The 26892-nt window shown below is 33.2% G+C and carries 23 protein-coding genes and 1 CRISPR repeat array; of the genes, 6 read left to right on the top strand and 17 right to left on the bottom strand.

The features are described from left to right. Positions 1-36 precede the first annotated feature (36 nt). Positions 37-1959: a DUF349 domain-containing protein gene (locus tag ACNQGO_RS08290; protein ID WP_417985005.1), complete on the bottom strand. Its 1923-nt coding sequence runs from the start codon at positions 1957-1959 to the stop codon at positions 37-39. Positions 1960-2475: 516 nt separating this feature from the next. Here ACNQGO_RS08290 and cas9 point away from each other — a divergent pair. From cas9 to ACNQGO_RS08275, 3 genes are read left to right on the top strand one after another with little or no spacing between them, the layout of a single operon-like run. Beyond that, complete coding sequence (gene cas9, locus ACNQGO_RS08285) at positions 2476-5862, top strand: type II CRISPR RNA-guided endonuclease Cas9 (protein ID WP_417984968.1); 3387 nt, start codon at positions 2476-2478, stop codon at positions 5860-5862. Positions 5863-5913: 51 nt separating this feature from the next. Next, the gene (locus ACNQGO_RS08280; protein ID WP_417948014.1) at positions 5914-6153 is read left to right on the top strand and encodes a ribbon-helix-helix domain-containing protein; all 240 of its coding nucleotides are present in this window, start codon (positions 5914-5916) and stop codon (positions 6151-6153) included. Continuing rightward, positions 6146-6421 (top strand): type II toxin-antitoxin system RelE/ParE family toxin, encoded by a 276-nt coding sequence (locus ACNQGO_RS08275; RefSeq protein WP_417948015.1) that lies wholly within the window; start codon positions 6146-6148, stop codon positions 6419-6421. The genes ACNQGO_RS08280 and ACNQGO_RS08275 overlap by 8 nt, the downstream gene beginning before the upstream one ends. Before the next feature lie 93 nt (positions 6422-6514). After that, positions 6515-7538: direct repeats of the CRISPR family, unit length 36 nt; unit sequence GTTGTGGTTTGATTAAAGATTAGAAAACACGATATT. Positions 7539-7644: 106 nt separating this feature from the next. Here ACNQGO_RS08275 and cas2 read toward each other — a convergent pair. The 6 genes from cas2 to ACNQGO_RS08245 all read right to left on the bottom strand — a co-directional run bounded on the left by cas2 (position 7645) and on the right by ACNQGO_RS08245 (position 14415). Next, positions 7645-7974, bottom strand: a complete 330-nt coding sequence (cas2, locus tag ACNQGO_RS08270) for a CRISPR-associated endonuclease Cas2 (RefSeq protein ID WP_417947861.1) — start codon at positions 7972-7974, stop codon at positions 7645-7647. Continuing rightward, positions 7950-8864 carry a type II CRISPR-associated endonuclease Cas1 gene (cas1, locus tag ACNQGO_RS08265; RefSeq protein ID WP_417947862.1) on the bottom strand — a complete coding sequence of 305 codons (915 nt, stop codon included), beginning with the start codon at positions 8862-8864 and terminating at the stop codon, positions 7950-7952. The genes cas2 and cas1 overlap by 25 nt, the downstream gene beginning before the upstream one ends. A 194-nt stretch (positions 8865-9058) precedes the next feature. Next, positions 9059-9808, bottom strand: coding sequence for a shikimate dehydrogenase family protein (locus ACNQGO_RS08260; RefSeq protein ID WP_417984967.1), 750 nt, complete (start codon positions 9806-9808; stop codon positions 9059-9061). Next, entirely contained in the window at positions 9808-11205 is a 1398-nt protein-coding gene (locus ACNQGO_RS08255; RefSeq protein ID WP_309758849.1) for a tetratricopeptide repeat protein, read from the bottom strand. The genes ACNQGO_RS08260 and ACNQGO_RS08255 overlap by 1 nt, the downstream gene beginning before the upstream one ends. Positions 11206-11444: 239 nt before the next feature. After that, on the bottom strand, positions 11445-12632 hold the full coding sequence (locus ACNQGO_RS08250; protein WP_417984966.1) for an aspartate aminotransferase family protein: 1188 nt from the start codon (positions 12630-12632) through the stop codon (positions 11445-11447). 151 nt (positions 12633-12783) lie between these two features. Beyond that, the gene (locus tag ACNQGO_RS08245) at positions 12784-14415 is read right to left on the bottom strand and encodes an OstA-like protein (RefSeq protein ID WP_417970827.1); all 1632 of its coding nucleotides are present in this window, start codon (positions 14413-14415) and stop codon (positions 12784-12786) included. Positions 14416-14690: 275 nt separating this feature from the next. Between ACNQGO_RS08245 and ACNQGO_RS08240 the strand changes: the two genes are divergently transcribed. Continuing rightward, positions 14691-16556, top strand: a complete 1866-nt coding sequence (locus tag ACNQGO_RS08240; RefSeq protein WP_417970829.1) for an alpha-amylase family glycosyl hydrolase — start codon at positions 14691-14693, stop codon at positions 16554-16556. Positions 16557-16637: 81 nt separating this feature from the next. Here the strand turns inward: ACNQGO_RS08240 and ACNQGO_RS08235 are convergent, their stop codons facing one another. From ACNQGO_RS08235 to rsfS, 7 genes are all read right to left on the bottom strand, one after another. Further along, entirely contained in the window at positions 16638-17411 is a 774-nt protein-coding gene (locus ACNQGO_RS08235; RefSeq protein ID WP_417970831.1) for a superoxide dismutase, read from the bottom strand. Between the two features lie 7 nt (positions 17412-17418). Beyond that, entirely contained in the window at positions 17419-17688 is a 270-nt protein-coding gene (locus tag ACNQGO_RS08230; RefSeq protein ID WP_417943801.1) for an acyl-CoA-binding protein, read from the bottom strand. 2 nt (positions 17689-17690) lie between these two features. Continuing rightward, positions 17691-18341: a phosphatidylserine decarboxylase family protein gene (locus ACNQGO_RS08225; protein ID WP_309756071.1), complete on the bottom strand. Its 651-nt coding sequence runs from the start codon at positions 18339-18341 to the stop codon at positions 17691-17693. Continuing rightward, positions 18331-19221, bottom strand: a complete 891-nt coding sequence (locus ACNQGO_RS08220; RefSeq protein WP_417984965.1) for a phosphatidate cytidylyltransferase — start codon at positions 19219-19221, stop codon at positions 18331-18333. The genes ACNQGO_RS08225 and ACNQGO_RS08220 overlap by 11 nt, the downstream gene beginning before the upstream one ends. A gap of 1 nt (position 19222) precedes the next feature. After that, positions 19223-19825 carry an LUD domain-containing protein gene (locus tag ACNQGO_RS08215; protein WP_417984964.1) on the bottom strand — a complete coding sequence of 201 codons (603 nt, stop codon included), beginning with the start codon at positions 19823-19825 and terminating at the stop codon, positions 19223-19225. Positions 19826-19941: 116 nt separating this feature from the next. After that, complete coding sequence (ftsH, locus tag ACNQGO_RS08210; protein WP_417984963.1) at positions 19942-21870, bottom strand: ATP-dependent zinc metalloprotease FtsH; 1929 nt, start codon at positions 21868-21870, stop codon at positions 19942-19944. Between the two features lie 19 nt (positions 21871-21889). Further along, the gene (rsfS, locus tag ACNQGO_RS08205; RefSeq protein WP_417943805.1) at positions 21890-22261 is read right to left on the bottom strand and encodes a ribosome silencing factor; all 372 of its coding nucleotides are present in this window, start codon (positions 22259-22261) and stop codon (positions 21890-21892) included. 97 nt (positions 22262-22358) lie between these two features. On the opposite strand from rsfS, the gene ACNQGO_RS08200 reads away from it, so the two are divergent. Then, the gene (locus tag ACNQGO_RS08200) at positions 22359-23087 is read left to right on the top strand and encodes a biotin--[acetyl-CoA-carboxylase] ligase (RefSeq protein ID WP_417984962.1); all 729 of its coding nucleotides are present in this window, start codon (positions 22359-22361) and stop codon (positions 23085-23087) included. Between the two features lie 110 nt (positions 23088-23197). Here the strand turns inward: ACNQGO_RS08200 and ACNQGO_RS08195 are convergent, their stop codons facing one another. Beyond that, positions 23198-23590: an SRPBCC family protein gene (locus tag ACNQGO_RS08195; RefSeq protein WP_309756082.1), complete on the bottom strand. Its 393-nt coding sequence runs from the start codon at positions 23588-23590 to the stop codon at positions 23198-23200. Positions 23591-23615: 25 nt separating this feature from the next. Then, on the bottom strand, positions 23616-24263 hold the full coding sequence (gene pyrE / locus ACNQGO_RS08190; protein ID WP_309756084.1) for an orotate phosphoribosyltransferase: 648 nt from the start codon (positions 24261-24263) through the stop codon (positions 23616-23618). Between the two features lie 7 nt (positions 24264-24270). Here pyrE and ACNQGO_RS08185 point away from each other — a divergent pair, with 7 nt between their 5' ends. Then, entirely contained in the window at positions 24271-24870 is a 600-nt protein-coding gene (locus ACNQGO_RS08185; protein ID WP_309756086.1) for an NUDIX hydrolase, read from the top strand. Positions 24871-25023: 153 nt separating this feature from the next. Here ACNQGO_RS08185 and ACNQGO_RS08180 read toward each other — a convergent pair whose 3' ends face one another. Further along, positions 25024-26754: a M14 family metallopeptidase gene (locus tag ACNQGO_RS08180; RefSeq protein WP_417984961.1), complete on the bottom strand. Its 1731-nt coding sequence runs from the start codon at positions 26752-26754 to the stop codon at positions 25024-25026. Positions 26755-26892 lie beyond the last annotated feature (138 nt).

The raw sequence follows: 26892 nt of genomic DNA, 5'->3' as shown, positions 1-26892 counted from the left end.
ACAGCCTCGGGATTATTTTTGATGTAAATTTGAAATTTACTCTATTTTCAAATTTCTCAATTGTTTGAGTTTATCTTTCCAAACATCTAAACTTTCTTTATGGATAGCGATGTTTTTACGAACTTCTAGTACTATAGAATTCTCTTTTTTAGCATTTCTAGTATTGGTAAAAAATTGAATGTTGTTCTCCAATTGGAAAATTTCATTCTGAACTTCTTCAATTTTTCGCATCAAGAATATTTTCTCATTATCCAGTTTGCGCGTATCATTACTCTCTGATAAATGATCCATTCTATTAGCAAAACGCATCATTTCAGTATCTTTTTTACTCAAACTCAATTTTTCAAAAAGGGCATCCAATATTTTATTGAATTTCCCTTCAATATGTCTTCTTGGAAATGGCACTTTACCAAAGTTTTTCCATGTTTCAATATGCAATTTGATAGCGTCTAAATCAGTTTTGTGATCTCCTGTCAACTCAAATTCTCTCAACGTTTCCAAGTAGGCTTTTTTACTGTCAAATGCAGCTACTTCCTCTGTGTTCTCTTCATGTTTTTGCTCTTTTACCTTGTCAAAATAATGATTGCAAGCATCTTTAAACTCTTTCCAGATCTTATCAGAATATTTTCTTGGGACATGACCTATCTGTTTCCACTCATCCTGTATCTGTTTCATGATTGGAGTAGTCACAACAAAATCTATACTTTCTTGTAGCTCTCGAGCTTTAGCAACAAGAGCATTTTTCTTGCTTAAATTATCGTTTTGATCTTTTTTAATGTCTTTATAAAAGGAGTTTTTGAAAGAATTAAAGTTTCTAACAGCTGTTTTAAAACTAGTCCAAGTTTCCTCATTCACATCTGATGGTACTTTTCCAGCAGCAAAAAAAGCTGTGCGTAGCGCTTCTACCTTTTCTATTTGAGCCAGCCATTGGGAATGTGCATTGACTTTTTCAGTTGCCAAAACTTCAATTTTAGCAATAATTTCTTTTTTCTTTTCTAAATTCTCAAGTTCAGTTCCTCGTTGATTTTCGAATAAAACTTCCCTTTTATCATGCATTTGCTTGGTCAAATCACTAAACTTGTTCCAAATTACATCACGATGTTCTCTGGAAACAGGGCCAATGTCTTCCTTCCAAATTCGATGTAAATCTTGAAGTTCTCGAAACGCTTTGTTGATGTCAGCTTCGTTAACCAATTCTTCAACACGTGCTACGATCTTTTGTTTTTGCTCTAAGTTATGTTTGAAATCTAAATCTCTTGCTTCCCGGTCAAGATGCAAATAATCGTAGAAGTTTTCCACATGAAAATGAAAATTGTTCCAAACATGGTTGTATTTATCTTTAGGAATTGGTCCAGCAGTTTTCCATCGTTCTCTTAAATCATTAAAGTGTTTTAAAGTGTCTTTGATGTTTGCTTGCGGATTTATCAATTCTTTTAATTCCTCAACAATAGCCAAACGGTTTTCTAAATTCGTTTTTAGATTGGTTTGTAAACTCTTGAAATGGTTATTTTTAGTATCTCTAAATTGAGTATAATATTTGTCAAATTGTGACTTTAATGGCGAATGGTATTGAAAATCTTCGTTTGGATCTTGATTTTCTGCTAGAAAATCCTCTTTTTTCTCCTCAAGAAGATGATTGTATTTAGCTAGAAATGCTTTTTTTATTTCTTCAACATGTTCCTTAAATGAAAGAACTTTTTCATTAGAAACTAAATTTTTCAACTCGTCAACCAAAGCTTCAAGCGATAAAGTATCATAATTTTGCATCGGGATTTCGTGACGTTCCTTCAGCGTTTCATCCTCACTTTCGGCAGCATTAGTGTTAGCAATGGCATCTAGTACCGTCTGATTGCCGGTTTCTAAAATAAGAGCATCAGTTGGTTTTACCTCTTCAGCAATAGCTTCTACAGTGTCTTCATTAGGAGTACAAGTTGTTTGTTTAACTGTTTCAGTTTCCATGACAGTAGCTTCCATTTCATTAAAAGCAACAGCATTGTTTTCTAAATTTCCATCTGCTTCATGCAGGTTATCGTTCTTTTCTTCTAACATTTTTTCAATGTATAAGGGTTTTGTTATTTTATCGAGTTCGAAAGATACTAAAGGCGTATGAAATTTCAAAACAATTCCTTTATTTAAAGTCGTTTTAGGTTGTTTAATAGATTTTTATGGAGCAATTTCCTGCTGTACGCTATATCTTTTTTGAGCGCCAAAAGGCGGCTCAAAAAAGGATGCCGCTTCCATCAGGGCTAGGGTTTTGTGCTAAAATTAAGAATTGTTTTCAAAAAAAAAGTCCCACCGAAGCAGGACTAAAGATTTTCATCTACGGCATATAGCCTTATTGTGATAAGATTAAAGATTAGAAATTTTAATCATTACAAATGTATATAAAAAAACTTTAGTTTGAATGTGAAAAACCGTAAAGCAGGTAATTATTTTTTATTTATCTTTAAAAATTCTTACAAAACACAGATTGATATGGCAAAAATATTAGGATTAGATTTAGGTACAAACTCGATTGGATGGGCTTTGATTGATGATAAAGTAAATAAAATTATAGGAATGGGAAGTAGAATATTTCCTGTTGGAGTTGATAATTTAGGAGATGGAGAAGGAGAGCTTTCAAAAAATGCCAGTAGAACTAGTGCAAGAGGAACTAGAAGACAGTTTTTTAGAAAAAAGTTGCGAAAGAAAGTTTTACTTAAAGAATTAGCTTCTTTAAATATGTGTCCATTAACAAATCAAAATTTTGATGATTGGAAAATTACTAAAAAGTTTCCATCTAAAGAATTAGCCACTTGGTTTGCACTTAATCCTTATGAATTAAGACATAGAGCATTGAATGAAAAATTAAATTTTGAAGAAATTGGGCGTATCTTTTATCATTTAATTCAACGAAGAGGATTTTTAAGCAATAGCCGAAGTGCAGGAAAAGATGATGGAGCTATTTTTAAAGGTAATGCCAAAGAAGGTAAAATAGGAATTGATGAAACTAGAGAACAAATTGAGAATAAAACATTAGGCTCTTATTTTTATGAAATTTCACCTAAAGAGAATCAACCTTTCTTAGATGGTTTGGAGAGAATTAGAAATAGATATACTACTCGCCAAATGTATGTTGATGAATTTGAAGAAATTTGGGCACATCAAAAAAAATATCATTCTGATTTAACTCACGAAATAAAAGAGAAAATAGGCGGAAGAAAAAATGATGAAGGTTTCAAAGAAGATGGTATTTTATTTCATCAACGCCCTTTGCGTTCTCAAAAACATTTAGTTGGTAATTGTACATTTGAACCCAATAAAACAAAATCTCAATTAAGTGCAATTCCTTTTGAACTATATAGATTGCACCAATGGATTAATACGGTTGAATATAATGGTCATAAGTTACACGCCGATGAGAGAAAGTTAGTTTTTAATTTTCTTATTGAGAAAGAGAAACCAAGTTTCAAAGACATTCGCAAAGCCATCAACAAACTAGATGCAATCTATAAATTTAATTATAAAGACGAAGATAAAATTGTAGGAACTCACACTATATCTAATCTATGTAACAAGAAGTTCTTTGGGAAAAAATGGTTTGATTTCACAGAAAAGGAACAAGAAGATATTTGGCACGTTCTGTATTTTTTTGACAGTAAAGACAAAGTAAAAGAATATGCTATTAAAAATTGGGGTTTTGACGAAACACAAGCAGAAGCTATTTCTAAATTTAATTTAAAAGACAAATATGCAAGTCTTAGCCGAAAAGCAATTAATAATATTTTACCCTTTCTTGAATTGGGGTTGCAATATGACATTGCAGTAGTTCTTGGCGGAATAAAGAATGCTTTTAGTCATAATTGGGAAACACTCTCTAATGATAAAAAAGCACTGATTATTGACAATGTTCCTGATATTGTACGTTCTAATTTAAAAGGCGGTTTCATTGAACCTTTGAAACATTTTCTTAAAGCCGATTTGCATCTTACAGATAAACAATTGACTAAATTGTATCATCATTCAGCTAATATTGACGAAACTGTTTTGCTAGAGAAACTTCCAGTAAATGCAAATGCTGATAAGGAAATTCAAGCCATCAGAAATCCTGTTGTCATAACTGCTTTATTCGAAATAAGGAAGTTGGTAAACGAAATTGTCGATGATTACGGAAAACCGGATGAAATAAAAGTGGAATTAGCCCGGAATTTAAAAGCTTCAAAATCAGGTAGAAATGAAGAAAGGAAGAGGCAACAGAAATTAGAAAGGGAAAATGACAGAGTAAAAGTTGAACTCAATAATTTGGGTAAACATATTTCTCACGACAATCTTTTGCTTTATAAACTTTGGGAAGAATGCAAGCGGACTTGTCCATATACAGGAAGAAGTATAGGTGTAACGCAATTGTTTAGCGGCGAAGTTCAAATTGAACATATTCATCCTTGGAGCAAATCCTTGAACGATAGTTTTATGAACAAAACACTATGTTTTGCTGATGAAAACAGAGCAAAAGGTGACAAAACTCCTTTTGAATTTTATAGTTTACAAGGAGAAAATAAATGGCACGAAGTAAAGGAAAGAGCGTTGAAATTATTTTCGGACACAGTACAATATCCAAATAGTTATCAAAAGTTCAAACGCTTTGTGCAACAAAAATTTGATGATGATTTTGCAAGTAAAAATTTAAATGATACGAGATATATAAGCAAGGAAGCTAAAAATTATATGTCTAAAATTTGCCAAAAAGTATCCGTTTCACCTGGGCAAATGACCGCTAATTTGCGTCAAAAATGGGGTTTGAATGCGGTACTTAATCCTGAAGACAAAGCCAAAACCAGAGAAGATCATCGCCATCACGCCATTGATGCTTTGGTTATGGCTTGTGGAACGGTAAGTCATTTGCAAAAACTATCCGAATGGAATAGATACGACAGAAAACCCGAAAACAAAAATTTCCCTCTACCTTGGACTGGTTTTGTGAAAGATGCTGAAATAGCGGTTGATAAAATTTTAGTTTCTCATAAAAAACTAAACAATATTATAACCGTTAGAACTCATAAAACAGATAAAAACGGACAGGTTTATAGAAATGTTGGTGTAGCCGCAAGAGGACAATTGCACAAAGAAACTGTTTTTGGAAAGCGAAATTTTAATGGAGAAGAAGCTTTTCACGTTCGTAAACCTATAGAAAGTTTATCAACTGAAAAACAAATCGAAAAAGTAGTTGATGAGTCTACTCGACTGTTGATATTAAAAAGAATTCAAGAATTAGGAGGGTTTGTAAAAGATAAAGTTCCTGCTAATACTTTTTTTGTAGTTGATGAAAATGGTATAAACCAACCGCAAATTTTCTTGCCTAATATAAACGGCGCTCCCGTTCCTGTTAAGAAAATTAGAATGAAAGAAAGTATAGGTAGGGCAGAACGATTAAAAGAAGATATTAATCAATATGTGAATCCAAGAAATAACCATCATGTGCTAATTTATAAAGACGAAAAAGGGAATCTAAAAGAAGATGTTGTGACTTTTTGGACTGTGGTGGAACGCAAACGACAAAAGCAAACTATATTTCAATTGCCAGCAGATGGAAAATCAATCCTTACCACATTGCAAATTAATGATATGTATTTGTTGGGGTTGAAAGACGAAGAAATTAATTGGGAGAAGCCAGATTATGAGATTTTGAAAGAACATGTATATAGGGTTCAGAAGTTATCTTCAAAATTTTATGAATTCAGATTAAGTAAAGAAGCTTCAATTCAAAATAATTTTCAGCCTTATTATGTAAGAATACAAAGTTTTGGAGAAGGTAAAACTGGTTGGGATACTTTTAATCCAATAAAAGTAAAAATTTCAGTTGCAGGAAAAATTCAGAAAATTTAATTCCATCTCAAAAGTTTGGTGTAAATTTACACCAATCAAAAAACTATTATTATGGCCAGACAAAGTATCACTTTAGCTAATCAAAATGATGAATGGTTGAAAAAGCAAGTTGCAAAAGAAGAATTTACTAGCAAAAGTGAAGCGGTAAATTATTTAATCAAGCAAGCACGTGTGCGGGAAGAATACCACAACTATGTACAAATGAAAATCGATAGAGGTTTGAAAAGTGGTTTTAGCACCAAAACCAAAGAGGAACTTTTAGCAGAAATTAAAAGTAGGCTAAATGTATAAGTATCATTTATCTTATGAAGCTGAAGAGGATATTGTAAGAATTTTTGAGCACGGTTTGGGAAGATTTGGTTTGCAACAAGCAAATAAATATTACGATATGTTGTTTGAATGTTTTAATAAAATTGCATCAAATCCGTTTATGTTTCCAGTTGTTACAAAATACAAGGATGTAGATCGTTTCTGTGTTTGTGGAGTTGATACAATTTATTACAATATCAAAGGTGGTGAAATTGAAGTCATTACAATCATTGGAAGACAAGATTTTTAAAAGTTCTTTGACATGCAGTTTTTCATTGTCTTAAACAGCCAAACCACAACTGAAAGATATGGCATCCGCCCAGCAGGGATGCAGTAACTTTCAGTTGTGGTTTGATTAAAGATTAGAAAACACGATATTCAAGTCCATTTTTAAAGTAATTTGCATTAAGTTGTGGTTTGATTAAAGATTAGAAAACACGATATTAAGACAATCCGTTTTGTCCTTTAGAGTCTAGTTGTGGTTTGATTAAAGATTAGAAAACACGATATTTCAAACCTTATGCCTTTAGTTCAGTTAGGCGGTTGTGGTTTGATTAAAGATTAGAAAACACGATATTATAAAGGACATTGACCACATGGAACAGGAGGTTGTGGTTTGATTAAAGATTAGAAAACACGATATTTGCCCATGTGGGGAATGTGATAATCATAACGTTGTGGTTTGATTAAAGATTAGAAAACACGATATTAAATTTACTAAAAGAATCATTATTAACACGTTGTGGTTTGATTAAAGATTAGAAAACACGATATTAAATATATAATACATTTGATTTGTGCGATGGTTGTGGTTTGATTAAAGATTAGAAAACACGATATTCAACCCGTAGCAATTAGCATTGGTTCGAGCGTTGTGGTTTGATTAAAGATTAGAAAACACGATATTTAAATAGTAATATCAAACGGGTAACCCTCCGTTGTGGTTTGATTAAAGATTAGAAAACACGATATTGAACTAAAGTGCCAATTAGATATTCAACGGTTGTGGTTTGATTAAAGATTAGAAAACACGATATTTTATATAAATAGCAAAAGTACATTAATCGTGTTGTGGTTTGATTAAAGATTAGAAAACACGATATTGCTTGAAAGTTTAACCCGTATTAAGTCGGTGTTGTGGTTTGATTAAAGATTAGAAAACACGATATTAAAGACATCATTCCTTGTGATTCTGCTGATGTTGTGGTTTGATTAAAGATTAGAAAACACGATATTAGACCAGGTTGACCGAGTAGCCAATGGCTTGTTGTGGTTTGATTAAAGATTAGAAAACACGATATTTCTGTTGATAAAATACAGAGCAGTACGGTGTTGTGGTTTGATTAAAGATTAGAAAACACGATATTAGTTGGCTTGTTACCTTTTAATTATCAAAGGAATATGGGTGAATATCGTATAAAAAAACGCCTCTTTTTTGGATTGATAACCCAATATTGAGGCATTTTTTTGTTTCTAGAACAACTCCAACTGCGTTGGTGCAGCAACAGCATCTTGTTTTGCCTTGCCTAAATAATTGATAATCATGCCAAATTGTTTATCAGTAATACGTAAAACGCTCACTTTTCCCAAAGCTGGAACAAGTCTGTTAATGCGTTTTTCATGAACGTCTGCACTTTCTCCACTCGCACAATGCCGTATATAAACCGAATATTGCATCATACTAAAACCATCTTTCAATAAATTCCCTCGAAACTGAGAGGCATTTCTTTTGTCTTTTTTGGTTTCTGTTGGTAGATCGAAAAACACAAACAACCACATTATTCGGTATCCGTTAAGTTCCATAAGTTTGGATATTTAATTTTTTTACGGTCTCCTGTAAAACATTGCTGTAGGGAACTGGCTGTTTTTTGTAATCCTACCATTAATGGACTCTTCTCGTCCTTAAAATAAACGGTTTGGGTAAGCATTTGTAATAGTTCCGCTTTTATTGCCGTGTTGAGCTCTTGTTCATGATACCGTTTCATAATATCAAAAACTTTTTCGTCAACAATGGGACGGAAAGGTTCCATAATATCGTCTGCAAGGGCAAAAGCATTGTATTTACTTTTGTGATGAATGCCAAGTGTATTTAACAATCCGCTTCCTGATAACGCACGAGCTGTCGCAGCCCGTAAAATTGCATACCCATAGTTTAAAAAATTATTGGGATAATCGCCATAACGCTCTCGTTTTATCCCATCTTTTTCATGATTGGGTAATGGAAAATTCTTCCAATATTGTTGTGCTGCAACACCTTCCATATTTGAAGTATCACCGCTTAAAACTTTACTGGCTAGAAATTCAAAGGTGTTTTTATTTGTAGTTATTTTTTCTAATAGTGCACCTTGATTTTTAATTTTTTCAATAATGGTTTGTTGCCATAATTGTTTTTTTAGTGGAATAGAAGCCTCGATTTGATTTTTGAAGATTTCTTGTTGAATGTGGTGGCTGTTGAGGTTTAGAAACATTCCGTTTGGCAGGTGGTTACTGCCGCAAATAATAATAGCAGTATTGTTTTCTAAGATCAAATTCATAGCGGGAATACTTAGATAAATTTCAGCATGATCGAGAACTAGAAAACCAATGTCTTCTATAGGAATAGCATTTTCTCTAATTTCAGATTTGAGTACTAATTGTTGATTTTTTGTCGTGATTGAGGTTTTGTTCTCGACGAGGATTGTTCTTTTAATCATAATTTAAAGTGTTAAATTAAATTCAAGAGTTTGATTGTCAGTCAAATTAACACATTAATTAATTACAATAGAGTAAACCTCAATACTATTTAAATGAACGATAAAAAAATGTCTTGTTTAAAATTGATTTACATTAATGGTAAAGTCAATTTTCAAACAAGACTAATATGGTATTTTTTAGCGTGAAGTTTTTTTTATTTATTCCAAATCTTCCATGCTTTCTCTGCCTGAAAAATAAGCATATCCAAACCATTTTTAATTTGAGCCCCGTGTTGTTTTGCTTTTTTTAGAAATTGAGTTTCAGCCGGATTGTAAATTAAATCATAAGCAATATGGGTATCGGTGAAAAACTCGTAAGGAATTAACGGAAACGCTTCTACGTTAGGACTTGTTCCTACTGGTGTAGCGTTAATGATAAGATGGTAATTATCAAAAGTAGTGGCGTTGATTCGCTTGTAATCAATGGTGTTTTCCTTGAGTTCTCTAGAAACAAAAGTGTAGGTTATGCCTAGTTCGTCAAGAGCGAATGCAACTCCCTTAGACGCGCCGCCAGTTCCTAAGATGAGTGCTTTTTTATGATGCGGAAGTAATAAAGGCTGCAATGACTTTTTAAAGCCATAATAGTCAGTATTATAGCCTTTTAACTTTCCTTTTTTTGTTATTTTTATGGTATTTACGGCGCCAATTAGAGTTGCTTTTTTTGATAACGTATCCAAAAAAGGAAGTATCGTTTCCTTGTACGGAATGGTAACATTCAATCCTTTTAAATCCGAAGTGTTTTTAATTACCTCTGCAAAGGCATCAATTTCGGGAATATCAAAATTTTCATACGTACAACCAGCAAAGTTTTCGTTATTGAATTTATCTGTAAAATAGCCTTTAGAAAATGAATAGCTAATGTTGCGTCCTAATAATCCAAAGCGTTTTCTAACTGTATCAGCCATTACTGTTTTTTATGTTTTGCAATGTAATTCTGCACCATTTTTTTGGCCCAAACCACAGGAAATAAATCTTCTAGTAATATGTAATTTTCAAAATTTAATCGCATTCCGTTACTCAAGTGAAATTTTGCTTTGGTATTGTCTGTTAGCATAAAGTACAATCCAGCCAAACGATATTCAATTTCGTATGCTTCAGGAAAATATTCACAAGCTTGCAGTAACGTTTGAATAGCACTTTCAAATTCGCCTAAGAATTGAAGGATATCGACCCAAAACAACCAGGTTTCTAAACCAGTCTCGCCAAATTCAACTGCTTTGCGATACCCAAATTCTGCTTCTTCAAAAAAGTTCATTTGTTTATTGATACTGGCAAAACGTTTCCAATACAGTCTATTTTGGTTGTCAATTGCTAATGCTTTATTGACAAAGAATAATGCTTTTTGATAATTTTTTTGACGTACATAAAAGTCAGTAATGGCAATCCATCCTTTGTCTAAAAGAGGATCTTCATGTACCGTTTGGTTGAAATATTTTAAGGCCAAGGCTTTGTTACCAAGTCTTTCGTAACATTTTCCTATTCGCAATAGCGCGTAGGAAGTTGCATCGTCTAATTCGATTGTACGGTTGTAATTTTCAATGGCTTTGTCATATTTTTTTAAGCGCTCGTAGGCTTTTGCCTTTTCCATAAAGGCACCCATAAACTCATCATCTATCAAAGTAGCATATTCAAAAGCTCTGATGGCATTTTCATATTCTTTTACGCTGTAATGCAAACGTCCCAATTGGTGCCAAGCAATTTCGCTATATGGATTTTTGTCAATGTATTTTTTTATATAACTGATGGCATCTTGATTTTGATCTAAAAATTCAAAACAATAAACAATGTTATATAAGGCAGATTGATCTTCTAAATCCTCTTCAAGACATTTGATAAAGCTATTTTTTGCCATTTCAAGATTGTCCATAAAAAGATATTCCATGCCTATTAAATTATAGACATCAGCAAAATCATCTGTGTATTTTAAGGCTGTTTTTAATAATTCAACTGCTTTTTCGTGTTGGTCTCTTTTAGAGCAGATGTTTGCCTTTTGAATATAAATTTCTTCATTGGTTGGTTCGATGGCATACAACTCATTCAATAGCTTTTCCGCTAATTCGAGTTTGTCGTCATATACTAACATTTCAACTTGCACTAATTTTAATCCTGATGACTTTGGGTGTTGCTCCAAGGCCAATTTGAGTGCTTTTTTTGCCAAACTAGCCTTACCCATATCAAGATAATGAAGAATAATTTCTTCAAATTCTTCGGAGTCAAAAAAGAGTACTTTGTTGGTTTTCAACATCGATTCAAATTTAGACAGAGATAAGTTATAGTCTTCTTCTTCGTTGCTTAATTGCATACTGTGTTTTTTAATTGAGCCTTATTAAAATTAGGCATTCGTGCATGTAATGTGAGGGAAAGTTGGAATTGTTGTGAACAATTTAGTTAACAAATTTCATTGTCAACGGCAAAAATCATTTTCAATAAATAGATTTCTAATCAACGAGATCTCTTAGCCCCGATAGCAGTGAAAATCCTTTTATGGCGGCGTTCGCCATAAAAGATTATAACGGATAGCGGGAAACAGCTCCTGAAAAATTACTTTCTATTATAAATCTCATCCATTACTTCTAGCATAATTGCACAACCTTCTCGAATCTCTTCTTCAGAAATAGTAAGTGGCGGTGTGATTCGGATTGCAGTTCCCTCGAATAACAACCAAAATAATATGAGTCCTTTGTCTTGACATTTAAGAATTATTTCATTCGTGATATCAGCACTTTTAGTCATCGCTGCGAGCATCAATCCCTTTCCTCTTATTTCTTGTATCAAAGGATGTACCAAAAGGGCACGAAATAGATTTTCCTTTTCTAAAGCTTCGGCCATTAAATGGGTTTCAGTTATTTCTTTCAAAGTAGCCAAACAAGCTGACGCAATGACAGGATGTCCACCAAATGTGGTAATGTGACCCAGCTTAGGATTAGTACTCAATAAATGCATCATATCAGATGAAGCAGTAAATGCGCCTACGGGCATGCCGCCACCCATTCCTTTCCCCATTACAACTATATCTGGAACGACGTCGTAATTTTGGAATCCAAAAAGGGCTCCTGTTCGTCCAAAACCCGGCTGAATTTCATCTAGAATCATCATGGCACCTACCTCAGTGCATCGTTTTCGTACTTTTTTTAGAAAATCATTCTGCGGTTGAATGAATCCTGCACCACCTTGAATCGTTTCTAAAATAATCCCTGCAGTTTTGGTAGTAATTTTTTGTAAATCGTCTTCGTTGTTGAAGGTAATAAAATCTACATCAGGTATCAAAGGACGGAAAACTTGCTTGCGTTCTTCAAAGCCCATAACGCTCATCGAACCCATAGTGTTGCCATGGTACGCATTATGACAGGATATTAATTGGCTTCTTCCGGTGGTTCTTCTTGCTAATTTTAGTGCTCCTTCAATAGCTTCTGTCCCAGAATTAACTAAATACGTGGTGTCTAAAGGAGCAGGTAGTAACGAAGCTAAAAGCTTGCAATATTCAACCGCTGGACTTTGCGAATATTCGCCATAAACCATTACATGCGAATATTTATCTAGTTGATCCTTAATAGCTTGATTAACTCTTGGGTGTTGGTGTCCCAGGGAACAAGCAGAAACTCCGGCCACAAAATCAAGGTATTTTTTGTCATTGGTTGCGTATATGTATGAACCTACAGCATGCGAAATTTCCATACCTAATGGATAGGGAGACGTTTGTGCTTGATATTTCAGGAAATCAGTATTCAATTTTTTAGAGATTTAACTGCAAAGTTTGCAAAGTTTTTTCGCAAAGTTCACGAAGGTTTTTAAAGGTGTTTTTTTAATCGGATATCCATGAAGTTATTGTCTTTAAATTGAGACTGAAAACTGCTCTCGAAGCTTCGGGATGAACACAAAACTATTTTTTTGTTTTCTTCTTATCGTAATTCAAAGTTTCTTTTCGGATTTTCATCGGAATGGCTTCTTTTGCTACTGCTGCTTTTGTTGCTTTGGCTAATTTTTCATTGTCCTCGTTTTCTTCGGGTGGGAAAATGTCATCTTTTGATTTGATTCGTTCATCGCCTCGCCAGACTAATCCTCTCAATTTCCTGGCATTTTCTGGCAATTCTTTTTCAGGAAAAATATCACCATCTACTTGCTGGAAAAAGGTAATAGTTTCAATTTCATTTTTTTCTAAAATAAGATTGATTTTACTACTCTTGTTTTTGTTAATGCCAATGAGCTCCTGTGCATCATTCCGCATATAATAAATCACTTCGGCATTTTTTACAATATCGACATCGTGTAGTTTTCCTTCTTCAAATTTACCGTAAAGATTTTGTCCTTTTACTTGATTGTATCCGGTTCCTAAAGTATCTCTGGAGACTATAAATGTATTTTCAAGCACTTTAAGAGAATCTAGTTTTTGGGTGGTGTTGTTACCAATGAGGTGCATAATATCGCCTGTAATTTGGCTTTCGGCATTCCAAAGTATAGGATTCCCGATCATTTTTGTCAAAGCAGTTTTAGAACTCGAATGAATCGAATCACATTTACCACTCATGTCTGTTTTATAAAACCGAACATTATTAAACGCTCGGATAATTTGGTTTCCCTCTTTTCCCGTAACCATCAATTTTTTTCCGTGGATGTAAACAGAATCATTTTCTACAAAATTTACCGCAACAGCTCGTTTAGTTACGTACATAGAATCTAGTTTTTTATATACTTCAGCATAATGTCCTTTTACAATGCCTCGATTGATGGAATCAGTTATTTTTACATTACGTGTTGCCGATGCAAATTCTCGATTGCGATCATAATACAGACTGTCGCCTTTTATCACTCGATCATCGTACCTGATATAAGATTTATTTAGAAAATGAGCCAGATTTTTTTTAGTATCATAAAACCCTTTTTCAGTATAAATATAATTGGCTTTACTGGTAATGGTCGAGGGTCCAAAAAGATACGAATGCCCTGAATTGCTAAAATAATCTAAATGATTCGACTTGATTACATAAGTAGGATTTGTGATTGTAACTGCGGTCAAGAATTGAAACTTCTTTTGTTTTACAAAATACCTTCCTGCATTACTTTTTAGAGTATTGTCTTTATTGGTAATGGTTCCCGGAGTATCATAAAAAACTTCTTGAATATTTCTATCAAAATTAATGATTTCAGTAACTAAAGTAGCATCTGGTGAACTCATCACTGCATCTCCCGAAGCATATGCTTTTTTTACATTTCCGTTGTATTCAGCGTATTTACTGTTCAAAAACAAAGTATCGCCTTGTACCATTTGAACATTTCCAAAGGCTTTTATATAATTTTCTTTTTGGAAATAATATGCTTTGTTACAAGTCAAAACCACGCCATCATGGTTAACGCGCACATTTCCTATAAGCAACAATGCATCTGGGATTTCTGTCTGGTTGACATCACCAAAATCAGAGTTTTCTACAATTATTTTTTTTGGAGCTTGCGCCAAAACCAACTGTACAGTCAATAAAAATGATAGTTGAGTAAGGAAAAAAAGTATTTTCTTCAATGGATTTAATTTTTGTCAAATTTATGAAAAAGGAAACAATCCTAATCCATATTAGGATTTATTTATAATTAGTCCAAGGCAGGAAATTCTTTTATAAGATTGTATTAAAGTTATCAACAAATTCAGAGACTCTTTCGTTGTAGTTTATCTCTTGTAGTTTCATTTTTATTAATTTTTGATAGGCTACTACTTGAACTATTTTAAAAATAGTAAATTTAAAAACTGATAGTCATTTTGCAATAATGAATCAAAATCAGAATAAATAATTTCATAAAATGAAAAAAGTATCTACTGTTGTCGGGATTAGCATGCTGCTTTTAGTGAGTGGATGTAAAACGAAAGATTTAAAAATGAATACTGTACAAAAGGTGACAGTCTCTCCTAAAAAGGAAGTCGTTTATCAGGTTTTTACTCGATTATTTGGAAACAAAAATACAACTGACAAACCTTGGGGAACCTTAGAAGAAAACGGAGTAGGAAAGTTCAATGATTTTACACCTAAAGCGCTGCAGGAAATTAAGGATTTGGGTGTAACTTATATTTGGTACACAGGAGTTCCGCACCATGCTTTGATACAGGATTACACTGCAATTGGAATTTCTAATGATGACCCAGAAATTGTCAAAGGTAGAGCTGGTTCTCCTTACGCGGTGAAAGATTACTACAATGTAAATCCTGATTTAGCTATAAACCCAGCAAATCGTTTGCAGGAATTTGAAGCTTTGATTGCACGAACACATCAAGCGGGATTAAAAGTAATTATAGATATTGTTCCCAATCATATTGCTCGTAAATATGAAGGTAAAAACAATCCCGTTGGAGTGAAAGATTTTGGTGCGAATGACGATGTAACTGTTGCCTACAAAAGAGATAATAACTTTTATTATATACCAAATACTCACTTCGAAATACCAGAAACTATCAAGCCATTAAACGGTGAAAAAAATCCATTAATAGATGGGAAATTTGAAGAAAATCCCGCAAAATGGACAGGTAATGGTTCGCGAATGGCAAAACCAGATAAAAATGATTGGTATGAAACGGTAAAAGTGAACTATGGTATTCGCCCAGATGGCTCTAAAGATTTTCCAGAGCTTCCTGCTGGTTTTGAAACCAAATCCCATAAGGAGCATTATGATTATTGGAGAGGCAAGGAAGTGCCCGACTCTTGGACTAAATTTAGAGATATCGCTTTGTATTGGACAGCAAAAGGAGTAGATGGTTTTAGATATGATATGGCCGAAATGGTTCCCTATGAATTTTGGAGCTATATGAATTCTGCTATTAAGATGAATAATCCATATGCTTTTTTATTGGCCGAAGTGTATAATCCAAAAGAATATCGCAATTATATCCGTTTAGGTAAAATGGATTATTTGTATGATAAGGTAGAAACGTATGATAAATTAAAGGATGTCATTCAAGGGAAATCGTCGCCAGATGGATTGTCTTCCATACAAAACGGATTGGCAGATATTGAACATCACATGTTGCATTTTCTTGACAATCATGATGAGCAGCGATTGGCTAGTCCAGAATTTGCAGGAACACCACAAAATGGGAAACCTTTAATGGTAGTATCTACAACTATTAGTACGTCGCCTACAATGGTATATTTTGGTCAGGAAGTGGGAGAAGCCGGAAATGAAAATGCAGGTTTTGGAACGCACTCCAGAACATCAATATTTGATTATATTGGGGTGCCAAATCATCAGCGCTGGATGAACGGTGGGAAATTTGATGGCGGTCAATTGACAAAAGTGGAAAAAGACCTTCGAGATTTTTACAAACGGCTATTGAATTTCTCATTGAGTAGTTCGGCTTTAATGGGTAAATTCCAAGAAATTCAAAAGGTAAACAGACAAGTTGCAAAAGGATATGATTCCGGGATATACGCTTTTACACGTTGGTCAGACGTTCAAAAGTTACTTATTGTTGTTAATTTTTCTTGGCAAACTACAAGTACATTCGAATTAAAAATCCCTTCAGATATCATTCAAAAATGGAATTTGAAAGACGGAAATTATACAATTACGGATCAATTATACCATAAAAATTCTATTCAGGTACAGGTTTTGAATGGGGAAGGAAAAGCACAAATTACGATCGCACCTTCAGAATCATTCATTTATCAATTTTAAAAATAACTTTTTGTAGTAGCAAAAGAAAAAAAAATGCTGATATTAAATTATATCAGCATTTTTTTACGGTTAAAGTGAAAGCTATTTTTTTGCAACAGCATCATAATTCTCTTCTACTTTTTTCCAATTGATAACATTAAAAAACGCATCGATATAATTTTTTCTACGGTATTGATAATCTAAATAATAAGCATGCTCCCAAACGTCTAAAGCTAAGATAGGAGTTCCTGGAACAACTGCATTTCGCATCATTGGATTGTCTTGGTTATCAGTCGCAGTTACTTGTAACTTCCCTGTTTTACCAACGATTAGCCATGCCCAACCGGAACCAAACTGATTTGTTGCCGCTGATTTAAATGCCGATTTAAAATTTTCGAATGAGCCAAAATCTTTTGTTATAGCTTCAGCTAATGCAGTTGTGGGTTCACCACCGGCTTTAGGAGCCATACATTTCCAATAAAGCGAATGATTATAATATCCACCAGCATTGTTGCGAATAATAGCGTCATTAGGGTCTAATGTTGCTACTACTTCTTCTATTGTTAGATTTTCTAAGGGTGTTCCTAGTACTGCTTTATTCAGGTTATTAGTATACGTTAGGTAATGCTTAGAGTAATGCATTTCTAAAGTTGTAGCAGATATATTTGGAGCCAGAGCATTATAAGCATAAGGTAATTTTTCTAGCTGAAAGGAACCTTCATCAGCCTTTACATCATCTGGGGATCCCATAATAGTAACCGGTTGTTCCGTTGTAGGTAAAGGAACTTCGACTACCTCAGTGAATTTCTTGTCGTTGCAGGATAGTATTGCTAAGAATGAAAATAAAATTGTAATTAAAAAACAGGACTTTTTCATAATTATATTATTTTTCATTCAAAATATTTATCAATTCAATGTATTGTTCTTTTGCTTGTTCGGGAGTCAAATGGCTAATTTGCATCCAAGCATTGGTTTTAAAAGCGTCCCTTAAATGATAGGATGATGTTTGTTTTAAGTCTAAAGTTCCAAAAGTAGCTTGCTTGTAATAGGCATAAAGCCTCAATTGGACATCTTGAGGTAAAGATGCTTGAGTCATTTCAGAAGCTATTTCAACTGCCTCCAAAAATCGAATATCTAAATCTTTTTCAATCATGCTTATTTTGTAGCAATAACAGTCTTTCCGCCTATTGCTTTTTGGTTTAATACCACATTTACAGGTGTTCCCAAAGGTAAAAAGATGTCAACTCGAGAACCAAATTTGATAAATCCAGCATCAGTACCCTGAATTACTTGCATTCCTTCTTGTGCGTAATTGACAATTCTGCGGGCCAAAGCTCCGGCTATTTGACGGTATAAAATTTCGCCAAAAGTAGTATTCTCAATAACAATCGTAGTTCTTTCATTTTCTTCACTAGCTTTAGGATGCCAAGCAACTAAGAATTTCCCTGGATGGTATTTGCTAAATTTCACAAGACCACTCAATCCATAACGGGTTACATGAACGTTTATAGGCGACATGAAGATAGAAATTTGTAAACGTTTATCTTTAAAATATTCACTTTCAAAAACTTCTTCAATAACTACAACTTTCCCATCAACAGGAGCAATAATATGATTAGCATTAAGAATTACTGATCTTTTTGGATTTCTAAAAAATTGCAAAATGATTATTAGTAACAATAAGGTTGCTATTTGAATACTCATTTTAAGCCAATTAGCGACAATGAAATAATCAGACAATAATAGCACAACGGCAGTAAAAATAGTGCCTAACAAAATAGATTGGGTTCCTTCTTTATGAAACATAGTTTAAGATTTGATAAAATAAAAAAATAATTGGTGCTACAAATATAACACTATCTAAACGATCTAGGATACCTCCATGACCGGGCATAATATTTCCGCTATCTTTTACACCTGCAATACGCTTGAACTTGGATTCAATTAAATCACCTATAGTTCCTACTATTCCAACAATAACAGCTATCGAGGTCCAAATTAAGATAGACCGATCACTAAATTCAGGATTTGCTTTAATGTAATATTTTGAAATTAAATAACCTGCTAGAATTGCAAATAGAATGCCGCCTAAGAATCCTTCAATAGTTTTTTTAGGTGAAATTTTTTCAAATAATTTGGTTCGACCTATTGATTTTCCAACAATATAAGCAAAGGTATCATTAGTCCAGATTAAGATAAATAATCCAATTATGATCTTTGGATTATAATCATTTATTCCAAATGAGATTTTTGTAATAAATACAAACGGTAATATGATATAACCTAATAAATAAAGGTACTTTGACGAGGTGCTTATTTTTTGGATGCTATCATAAAACAAAAAAAGAATACATTTTATGGATACAACTAAGGCAATAACTAATAAAACAACGTTTAGTTGTTGAATATTTATAGCTATTTCGACATCAGTATTAAAGGTCTGATTGATTGCTTCTGTTGTCAGAGTATTGTAATGGCTTATTAGAGTTACTGTCGTGTACAATATAATTCCAAAAATAATTGGAAATACATTGTTTATTTGAATTAAATTACAAAACTCATAAACGGCTATTATTAGGAATACGCCAAAAAGCACAAAAAAACTTTCAGTTGAATATAAAATAGATGCAAGTAGCAGTATAATGTATATTGCCCCTGATATTCCTCGTTTTAGAGTTTCACTCATCTTATAAATCTTCTAAAAGCAGTAAATATAGATTTTTTGCCGAACTTCCGTATTGTGTAAAATCTTCTTCTTTGGCTTTTTCGAAATATTTAATCGTAGTAATATTGGTAGGGTAATCTCTTTCGTATTTTTTTTTAATAGCACTTAGACCATCACTTTTAGCACCAAGAATCTGACTGGTTTTGGCTATAATGATAATATTTGTTGGTAACTCGTTTGGTTTGTTTTGCTTTATTTGCTTAGATGAAAAAAGTATTGAACCTTCTTCAGCGATTAAATTTTCGCAACTTGCAAGAAAAAATTTTGGACTAACAGGCTTGTCGTAGGTAAGTCTATTGTCATCAAGAATCCCAAAAAGATTGGGTTCATAACACAACACCTGGCTTTCAAACCAATCGTTTTCCTCTAATATGTTTTCAAATTGTTCTTTGACTTCTTCTTGGTTTTCACAATACAAAAATTTACCGCCATTCTTTTTGAAGTTATAAATAAATTTTTCATCAATTGAGGTTGCGTTTTCAGTATGGGAGTTACTAAATTCACTTTCTTGCTCTTCTTCAGATGCAGGATTGTTTGTACCAAAAAATTTTCTAAAAAGACTCATAATTTATATTAACTACTGAAATTTGTTAATTGAAAACGTCCAAAGATAAAAAAATCTTAATTCAAAAGTTGATTTTGAATTAAGATTTTAAAAATAATTATATTTAGGATATCTTTTTAAGACACTACTTCTTCAAGATTTTTATCAAAGGTTCTTTTTCCGAAAATAGCTTCTAAATCATCTTTAAAGATAACTTCTTTCTCAATCAAAATATCAGCCAAACGATTCAATTTATCTTTGTTATCTTCTAAAATTTGAATAGCTCTTTGGTACTGTCCCTCAATTAATAACGATATTTCTTCGTCAATTACCCTCGCAGTTTCCTCAGAATAGGGTTTAGAAAAATTGTACTCGCTTTGTCCAGTAGAATCATAATACGTTACGTTTCCAATTTTTTCATTCAAACCATAAACGGTAACCATTGCTCTTGCTTGTTTGGTTACTTTTTCTAAATCGCTTAATGCTCCGGTTGAAATTCTGTTGAAAGTTACTTTTTCTGCAGCTCTTCCTCCCATAGTGGCGCACATTTCATCTAGCATTTGATCTGGACGAACAATTAAACGTTCTTCTGGTAAATACCATGCCGCTCCTAAACTTTGTCCTCTTGGTACAATTGTTACTTTGATCAATGGCGCAGCATGTTCTAGCATCCAACTTACCGTTGCGTGACCAGCTTCATGAATAGCAATCGCTTTTTTCTCATCTGGAGTAACGATTTTGTTTTTCTTTTCAAGACCACCTACAATTCTATCTACAGCGTCAAGGAAATCTTGTTTGTCAACTGCAGTTTTGTTATTTCTAGCAGCAATTAGCGCCGCTTCGTTACAAACATTTGCAATATCAGCACCTGAAAATCCTGGAGTTTGTTTGGCTAAAAAGTCAGTATCCAATCCTTCCACTTTTTTCAAAGGAGCAAGGTGAACTTTAAATATTTCTGCACGCTCGCGAATATCTGGTAAGTCTACAAATATTTGTCTGTCAAATCGACCTGCGCGCATTAATGCTTTGTCTAATACATCTGCTCTATTGGTAGCTGCTAAAACAATTACATTAGAGTTGGTTCCAAAACCGTCCATTTCGGTTAGTAATTGATTTAGCGTATTTTCACGCTCATCGTTTCCACCTGACATGTTGTTTTTTCCTCTAGCTCTACCTACTGCATCTATTTCGTCAATAAAAATAATTGCTGGTGATTTTTCTTTTGCTTGTTTGAAAAGATCACGTACTCGAGAAGCACCTACACCCACAAACATCTCAACAAAATCTGAACCTGATAACGAGAAGAAAGGTACTTGTGCTTCACCTGCTACGGCTTTCGCCAAAAGCGTTTTTCCTGTTCCAGGAGGTCCAACAAGTAAGGCTCCTTTTGGAATTTTTCCTCCTAGATTGGTGTATTTTTCAGGATTTTTTAAGAATTCAACAATTTCTTGTATTTCTTCTTTTGCTCCTTCTAATCCTGCTACATCTTTAAAAGTAGTTTTAATATCAGTTTTTTCATCAAACAATTTTGCTTTTGACTTGCCAATATTAAAAATTTGACCCCCGCCACCACCAGCACCGCCACCAGACATTTTTCTCATGATAAAAATCCAAACGGCTATGATAATGATGATTGGTAATAAACTGATTAAAATGTCCGACCAGTTACTTGCTTCTTTAAAATCATAATTTACTAATTTCTTTTGAGCTTTAGCTTGATCTAATTTCTCTTGAAAAGATTTTAAATCACCAAATTTCGTAGTATAATGAGGACCTTTGTTTGGCCTGTCAAAAACATCTTTAGCTACTTTTTTATTGGTAGGATCTTTCAAAGCTGCATCTGAAAGGTAGATTTCAGCATCTTTATTATTAAAAATAATAACATTTTTAATTTGCCCTTTGTTGAGCATATTATCAATGTCAGAAGATCTTAATTGACCTGGCTCATTCAAACTAGAACCGCCAGTTACAAAAGTAATCGATAAGAAAATTAATAGTATTGCAGTGTAAATTAACCAAGGGCTTATTTTAAACTTATTCGAATTTGGATTATTATCTTTAGCCATTACTAGGAGTTATGTTTCTTTAGTATTTGTTTTCTATGGTAGTTATTTTAGCATCGCCCCATAAGTTTTCGATGTTGTAATATTCACGAATGTGTTTTTGAAATACATGAACAACTATATTCACATAATCCATCAGTACCCATTCGGCATTATCAGTTCCTTCAACATGCCAAGGCTTGTCTTTTAATTCTTTAGAAACTGTTTTTTGAATAGAGTTTACTATAGCGTTAACTTGTGTGTTTGAATTACCGTTGCAGATGATGAAATAATCGCAAACTGCAGTATCTATCTCTCTTAAATCAAGAATATCAATATCATTTCCTTTAACTTCTTCTATCCCCTTAATGATGTTCGCCAACAGAACGTCATTATTTATAGTCTTTTTCGTCATGAATTATTTTTATTTATAAGTCTGTAAAGTTACCATTTTTTGTGATTATTTTTGAACCTTAACACAATATTAAATTCTGTTTCACATAAAACTGTATATGAAGTTAATCAAACTCGGTGCCATAGATTCTACAAACGACTTCCTAAAAGGATTATCAAATAAGCAGCAGTTGGAAAATTTTACTGTAGTTACTGCTGATTCTCAAACAAAAGGAAAAGGGCAAATGGGCGCTGTTTGGTCCTCGGAGCCTAGTAAAAACCTAATAATGAGTCTTTTGGTTAAAGATTTTTTAAAAGATATTTATGATATTTTTAATCTTAATAGTATCGTTTCTCTAGCAGTGATTGAAGCATTAGAATTATATAATATTCCTAATCTTAGAATAAAATGGCCGAACGACATAATGTCATACAATAAAAAAATAGGTGGCATTTTGATTGAAAATGTTATTAAAAGCGACGCGACAATCCATTCTATAGTTGGTTTAGGACTCAATGTGAATCAAACTAATTTTGAAATGTTACCTAAAGCTTCTTCGCTAGCTCTTATTTGTGACGTATTATTTGATAAAGAAGAAATTCTTTATTCTATATGTAATGCGATGGAAAAAAAAGTAATAGCGTGCAAACTTGACAACACAACGTTGTTGGAAGAATATAGTTTTAAATTGTATAAAAAAGGTATACCGATGCCTTTTTCGGATCAAAATAAGCAAAATTTTATGGGAATTATTCTGGGAGTTTCATCGATAGGTAAGCTGCAAGTGCTCCTAGAAGATGATAGTATTAGAGAGTTTGATATCAAAGAGATCCAGATGTTGTATTAATGTGAATACAAAAGAAACAGTAGTTGTTTCATAAAATTTAAAATGTAAAAAGCGAAAAAAATTATACTATTGTAAAATTCTTTTCGCTTTTTGTATTTCTTGGTAGTGGTTTATAAGTTCACCATATTTGCAGCAAGTGTCTCAATAAATTTACCGATAGGTCCTTTAATCATCATTGCCATCATTGGGTTAAAATCTCCCTCAAAATCTAGTTTTACTTCGCTAGAGCTATCGGAAACTGAATCTATATTTGCAATCAAAGTAAATGGAAGTTTGTCGCTAGCTGCACCCAAAACGATTTTGTTTGGAGCCACTTTTTCTTTCATTTTTAATTTTATTTCAGGCATCCCTTTCAATCCAAAAATAAAAGCATCTTCTCCGATAACTTCAAACTTCGCAATGTTTTCTGGCATTAATTTTTCAAAATTTTTCACATCACTCAATAAGTCAAACAATTGTTGAGCTGATTTTTGCACGGTAACTTTAGGACTCTCTAAGTTCATTTTTATATCGTATTAATTTGATTATTTAAACTTCAATGGTCCAAGTAGAAGGGCTTTCATTCCATTCTCTTAAAGTTTGCTCTTCCTCCTCACTGATATACCGTTTGGCAACAGCTAAATTTAATAAATTTTGATAGTTGCTCAAGCAAAAAAAATCAATATTAGCATTTTTAAAATTTTCTTCCGAAACAGCAAACCCATATGTGAATATAGCAGCCATGCCTTTCACATTGGCACCGGCTTGGCGCAAAGCTTCAACGGCTTGTAAGCTACTGTTTCCAGTGCTAATTAAATCTTCGACTACAACTACATTTTGTCCTTTTTGTAAAAAACCCTCCACTTGATTTTGTCTGCCATGTTTTTTGGGCTCTGGACGAACATATACAAATGGTAAGCCCATACTTTCAGCTACTAGCATGCCAATTCCAATTGCTCCTGTAGCAACGCCAGCAATTACATCTGGTTTACCAAATTGTTTTTCAATATTTTTCGAAAATTCATCCCGAACATAATTTCTTACTGCTGGAAATGAGAGGATTAATCGGTTGTCACAATAAATAGGTGATTTCCAACCGGAAGCCCATGAAAAAGGATTTCTTGGATTCAATTTAATTGCATTTATTTGCAATAGAAATTCGGCTGTTTTTTCGGCTGTATCTTTATTAAAAATCATAATACAAATGTATAAAGTTTTTGTTAACGACAAACCACTTTTTTTGACAAATCACATCTCTAAGGAGACGGATTTTCAATTATTCTTGTTAGAGAGTATTGATATTGAGCAACTTATTGTAAAAATATTTCAAAATAAAATTAATAAAGCCTATTTGTATCATCCTGACGAGAGCTTGATATTGAAGACTTTAAAAGCAAAAATTCCTGTTACCAAAGCTGGCGGTGGATTGGTTTATAATAAAAAAGGTGAGGTTTTATTTATTTTTAGAAACGGAAAATGGGACTTGCCTAAAGGCGGAATTGAAAAAGGAGAAGAAATTGAAGCCACTGCCATGCGTGAGGTAGAGGAGGAGACAGGTGTAAATAGGTTGTCAATATCTCATAAACTTCAAAAAACCTATCATGTTTTTAGACGTAATGGCAAATATAAATTGAAAATTACCCATTGGTTCGAAATGCAATCTGATTTTGAAGGAATACCACAAGGCCAATTAGAAGAGGGAATTGAAAAAGTGGCTTGGATGAATCCAGAGCAAATAAAAGAGGCTTTAAAAAATTCCTATGAGAATATAAAATTATTGTTTGAAGAAGAGTATAAAGTTTAAAATACTTTTAACACCATCAATTATTATAGTATGGAGATAAATTTCACGAACTGCCACTAAATAATTAGTGTAAGTTAGTGAATTTTCTTTTTTTTCTAAACATTCAAAAAAAGCCTTTTTATCTTCGATAATTAGAACTGAAAACTCAAGTTATTATTTTACAATACGATAGACGGGATACTGCAAATGCGCCTTTTCATAATAGGCAGAATGTTTGTAAATCCAATCCAGTTGCGCTTCAGGGTTACCCATGAATTTAGAGTCGCTCTGTTTTTTTTGCTCAAATTCGGTTTTTAGTTTTGGATTTTCTTTTAAAATCGCTGTAGCTGAATCTTCAAAAACATAATCAGAATAGCCTTCTTTTTGTTGTAACATGGTATCGAAAAAATTCCAATTAAAAAAAGAGTCCATTGCCTCTGGTTCTAATGTTTCAAGTAGGTATTTTATTCCTTTTTGTTGTGTAGGAATGATGTAATCTCCTTTGGCGAAAGCCACCTTTTCTATACTAGAAGTTATTGTGGTATTTCTATGCAAATAATGTCCTTCGTATGCGGAATTTGCAGTTTTGTAATCTGCTATTTTGTAGCTTTCTACTTCAATGATGGTGTCATTTTTTAGTTGGCTACATGAAATAGTATTGCTTTTTAATAAATCAATGACAGGCCAGAATCCCTTAGGAATAATATATGCTTTTGGAATGATAATTTCTTTTACAGATTTGAACTCTTTGCTGTACGGAATGTCTTTTTTATAGGGTTTTGTGCGGTCATAAAATAAGCGATTTCCAGTGGTAACATCACTTTTTTTGTACCCTGCTTCGTATCCTAAAAAGGAGAATGGCAGCGTTTTGGAAGTGTCAATTTCCCATTTTATAGTATATGATTTTTGGGGTTGGTATTGCTCTTGATTCTTTAAACGGAGTTGTTTTATTTTTTGATAATTAGCATCAGTGAAATCAATTGCGGAGCGCATATATTCGTAAGTCACTTGTACACGATCTGCATATTTTTTTAGCATGTGTGTCTCTACTACAAACCCAATTGCGTTGAATAGCGAAGTATATCCCGTTGCAAATCGTGGACTTTCAAAAAATTGACCAAAACCTTTATCAGGTGTATCACTAAAAGCATTAACATAAGGAGTAGTTTCGATGTTCTTTTTTTGTAGATCTTGAACTAATGCTGGCATCATTTCTGAATTTAAAAAATCACCTAAAACGGTTCCTAATTTGTCATGCTGCGTCATAATATAGGTGAGTTTGTATTGGTAATCGGAGCCATTACTAACATGATTGTCAATAAAAACATCGGCATTTATGGTATGGAATATTTCAACAAAACTCTTGGTGTTTCTGGTATCTGATTTAATAAAATCTCGGTTCAAATCATAGTTTCTGGCGTTGCCACGAAAACCATACACTTCTGGTCCATCTTGATTGGCTCTTGAAGTAGAATTTCTGTTTAATGCACCACCAATATTATAGACTGGAATACAAACGATAACCGTGTTTTTTGGCGCTTTGATTTTTTCCAAAGCTAAATCTCTAAACAGCTGCATACTAGCATCAATCCCGTCTGGTTCTCCTGCGTGTATGCCGTTATTGAGCAGAATTACGGCTTTATTTTTTTGGATGGTTCCAAAATCAAATTGCTTTTCAGGATTAAAAACCACCATGTGCAATGGTTCGCCACTATCTGTCAATCCCATTTTTTTCATTTCTACAGTTTGGAAATCATCTGCCAAAAGTTTGTAGTAAGCAATTGTTTCTTGGTAGGAAGCCGATTGATTTCCATTCCCTTTTTCGAAAAAAGTATCGTATTTATTCTTTTTTTGCGCAAAAGAACAGATGGAGAATAGTATTAAAAGGAATGTGCAAAATCTCATATTTCGGTTTTTTTAATGGAATATCAAATGTAGCTTTTTTTCGATACGTATAGAAATGATCAGGACAAAAGGAAACTTCCAATTTAAAAAAATGAAAATTTATAATTCAAAATTCATAACTCGCAATTAAAAATTACC

The organism is Flavobacterium frigidum, assembly GCF_048286735.1.
In the GTDB taxonomy this organism is placed as follows: Bacteria; Bacteroidota; Bacteroidia; order Flavobacteriales; family Flavobacteriaceae; genus Flavobacterium.
Note: the sequence above shows the minus strand (reverse complement) of the source record. Positions and strands in the feature narration are given on the sequence as shown.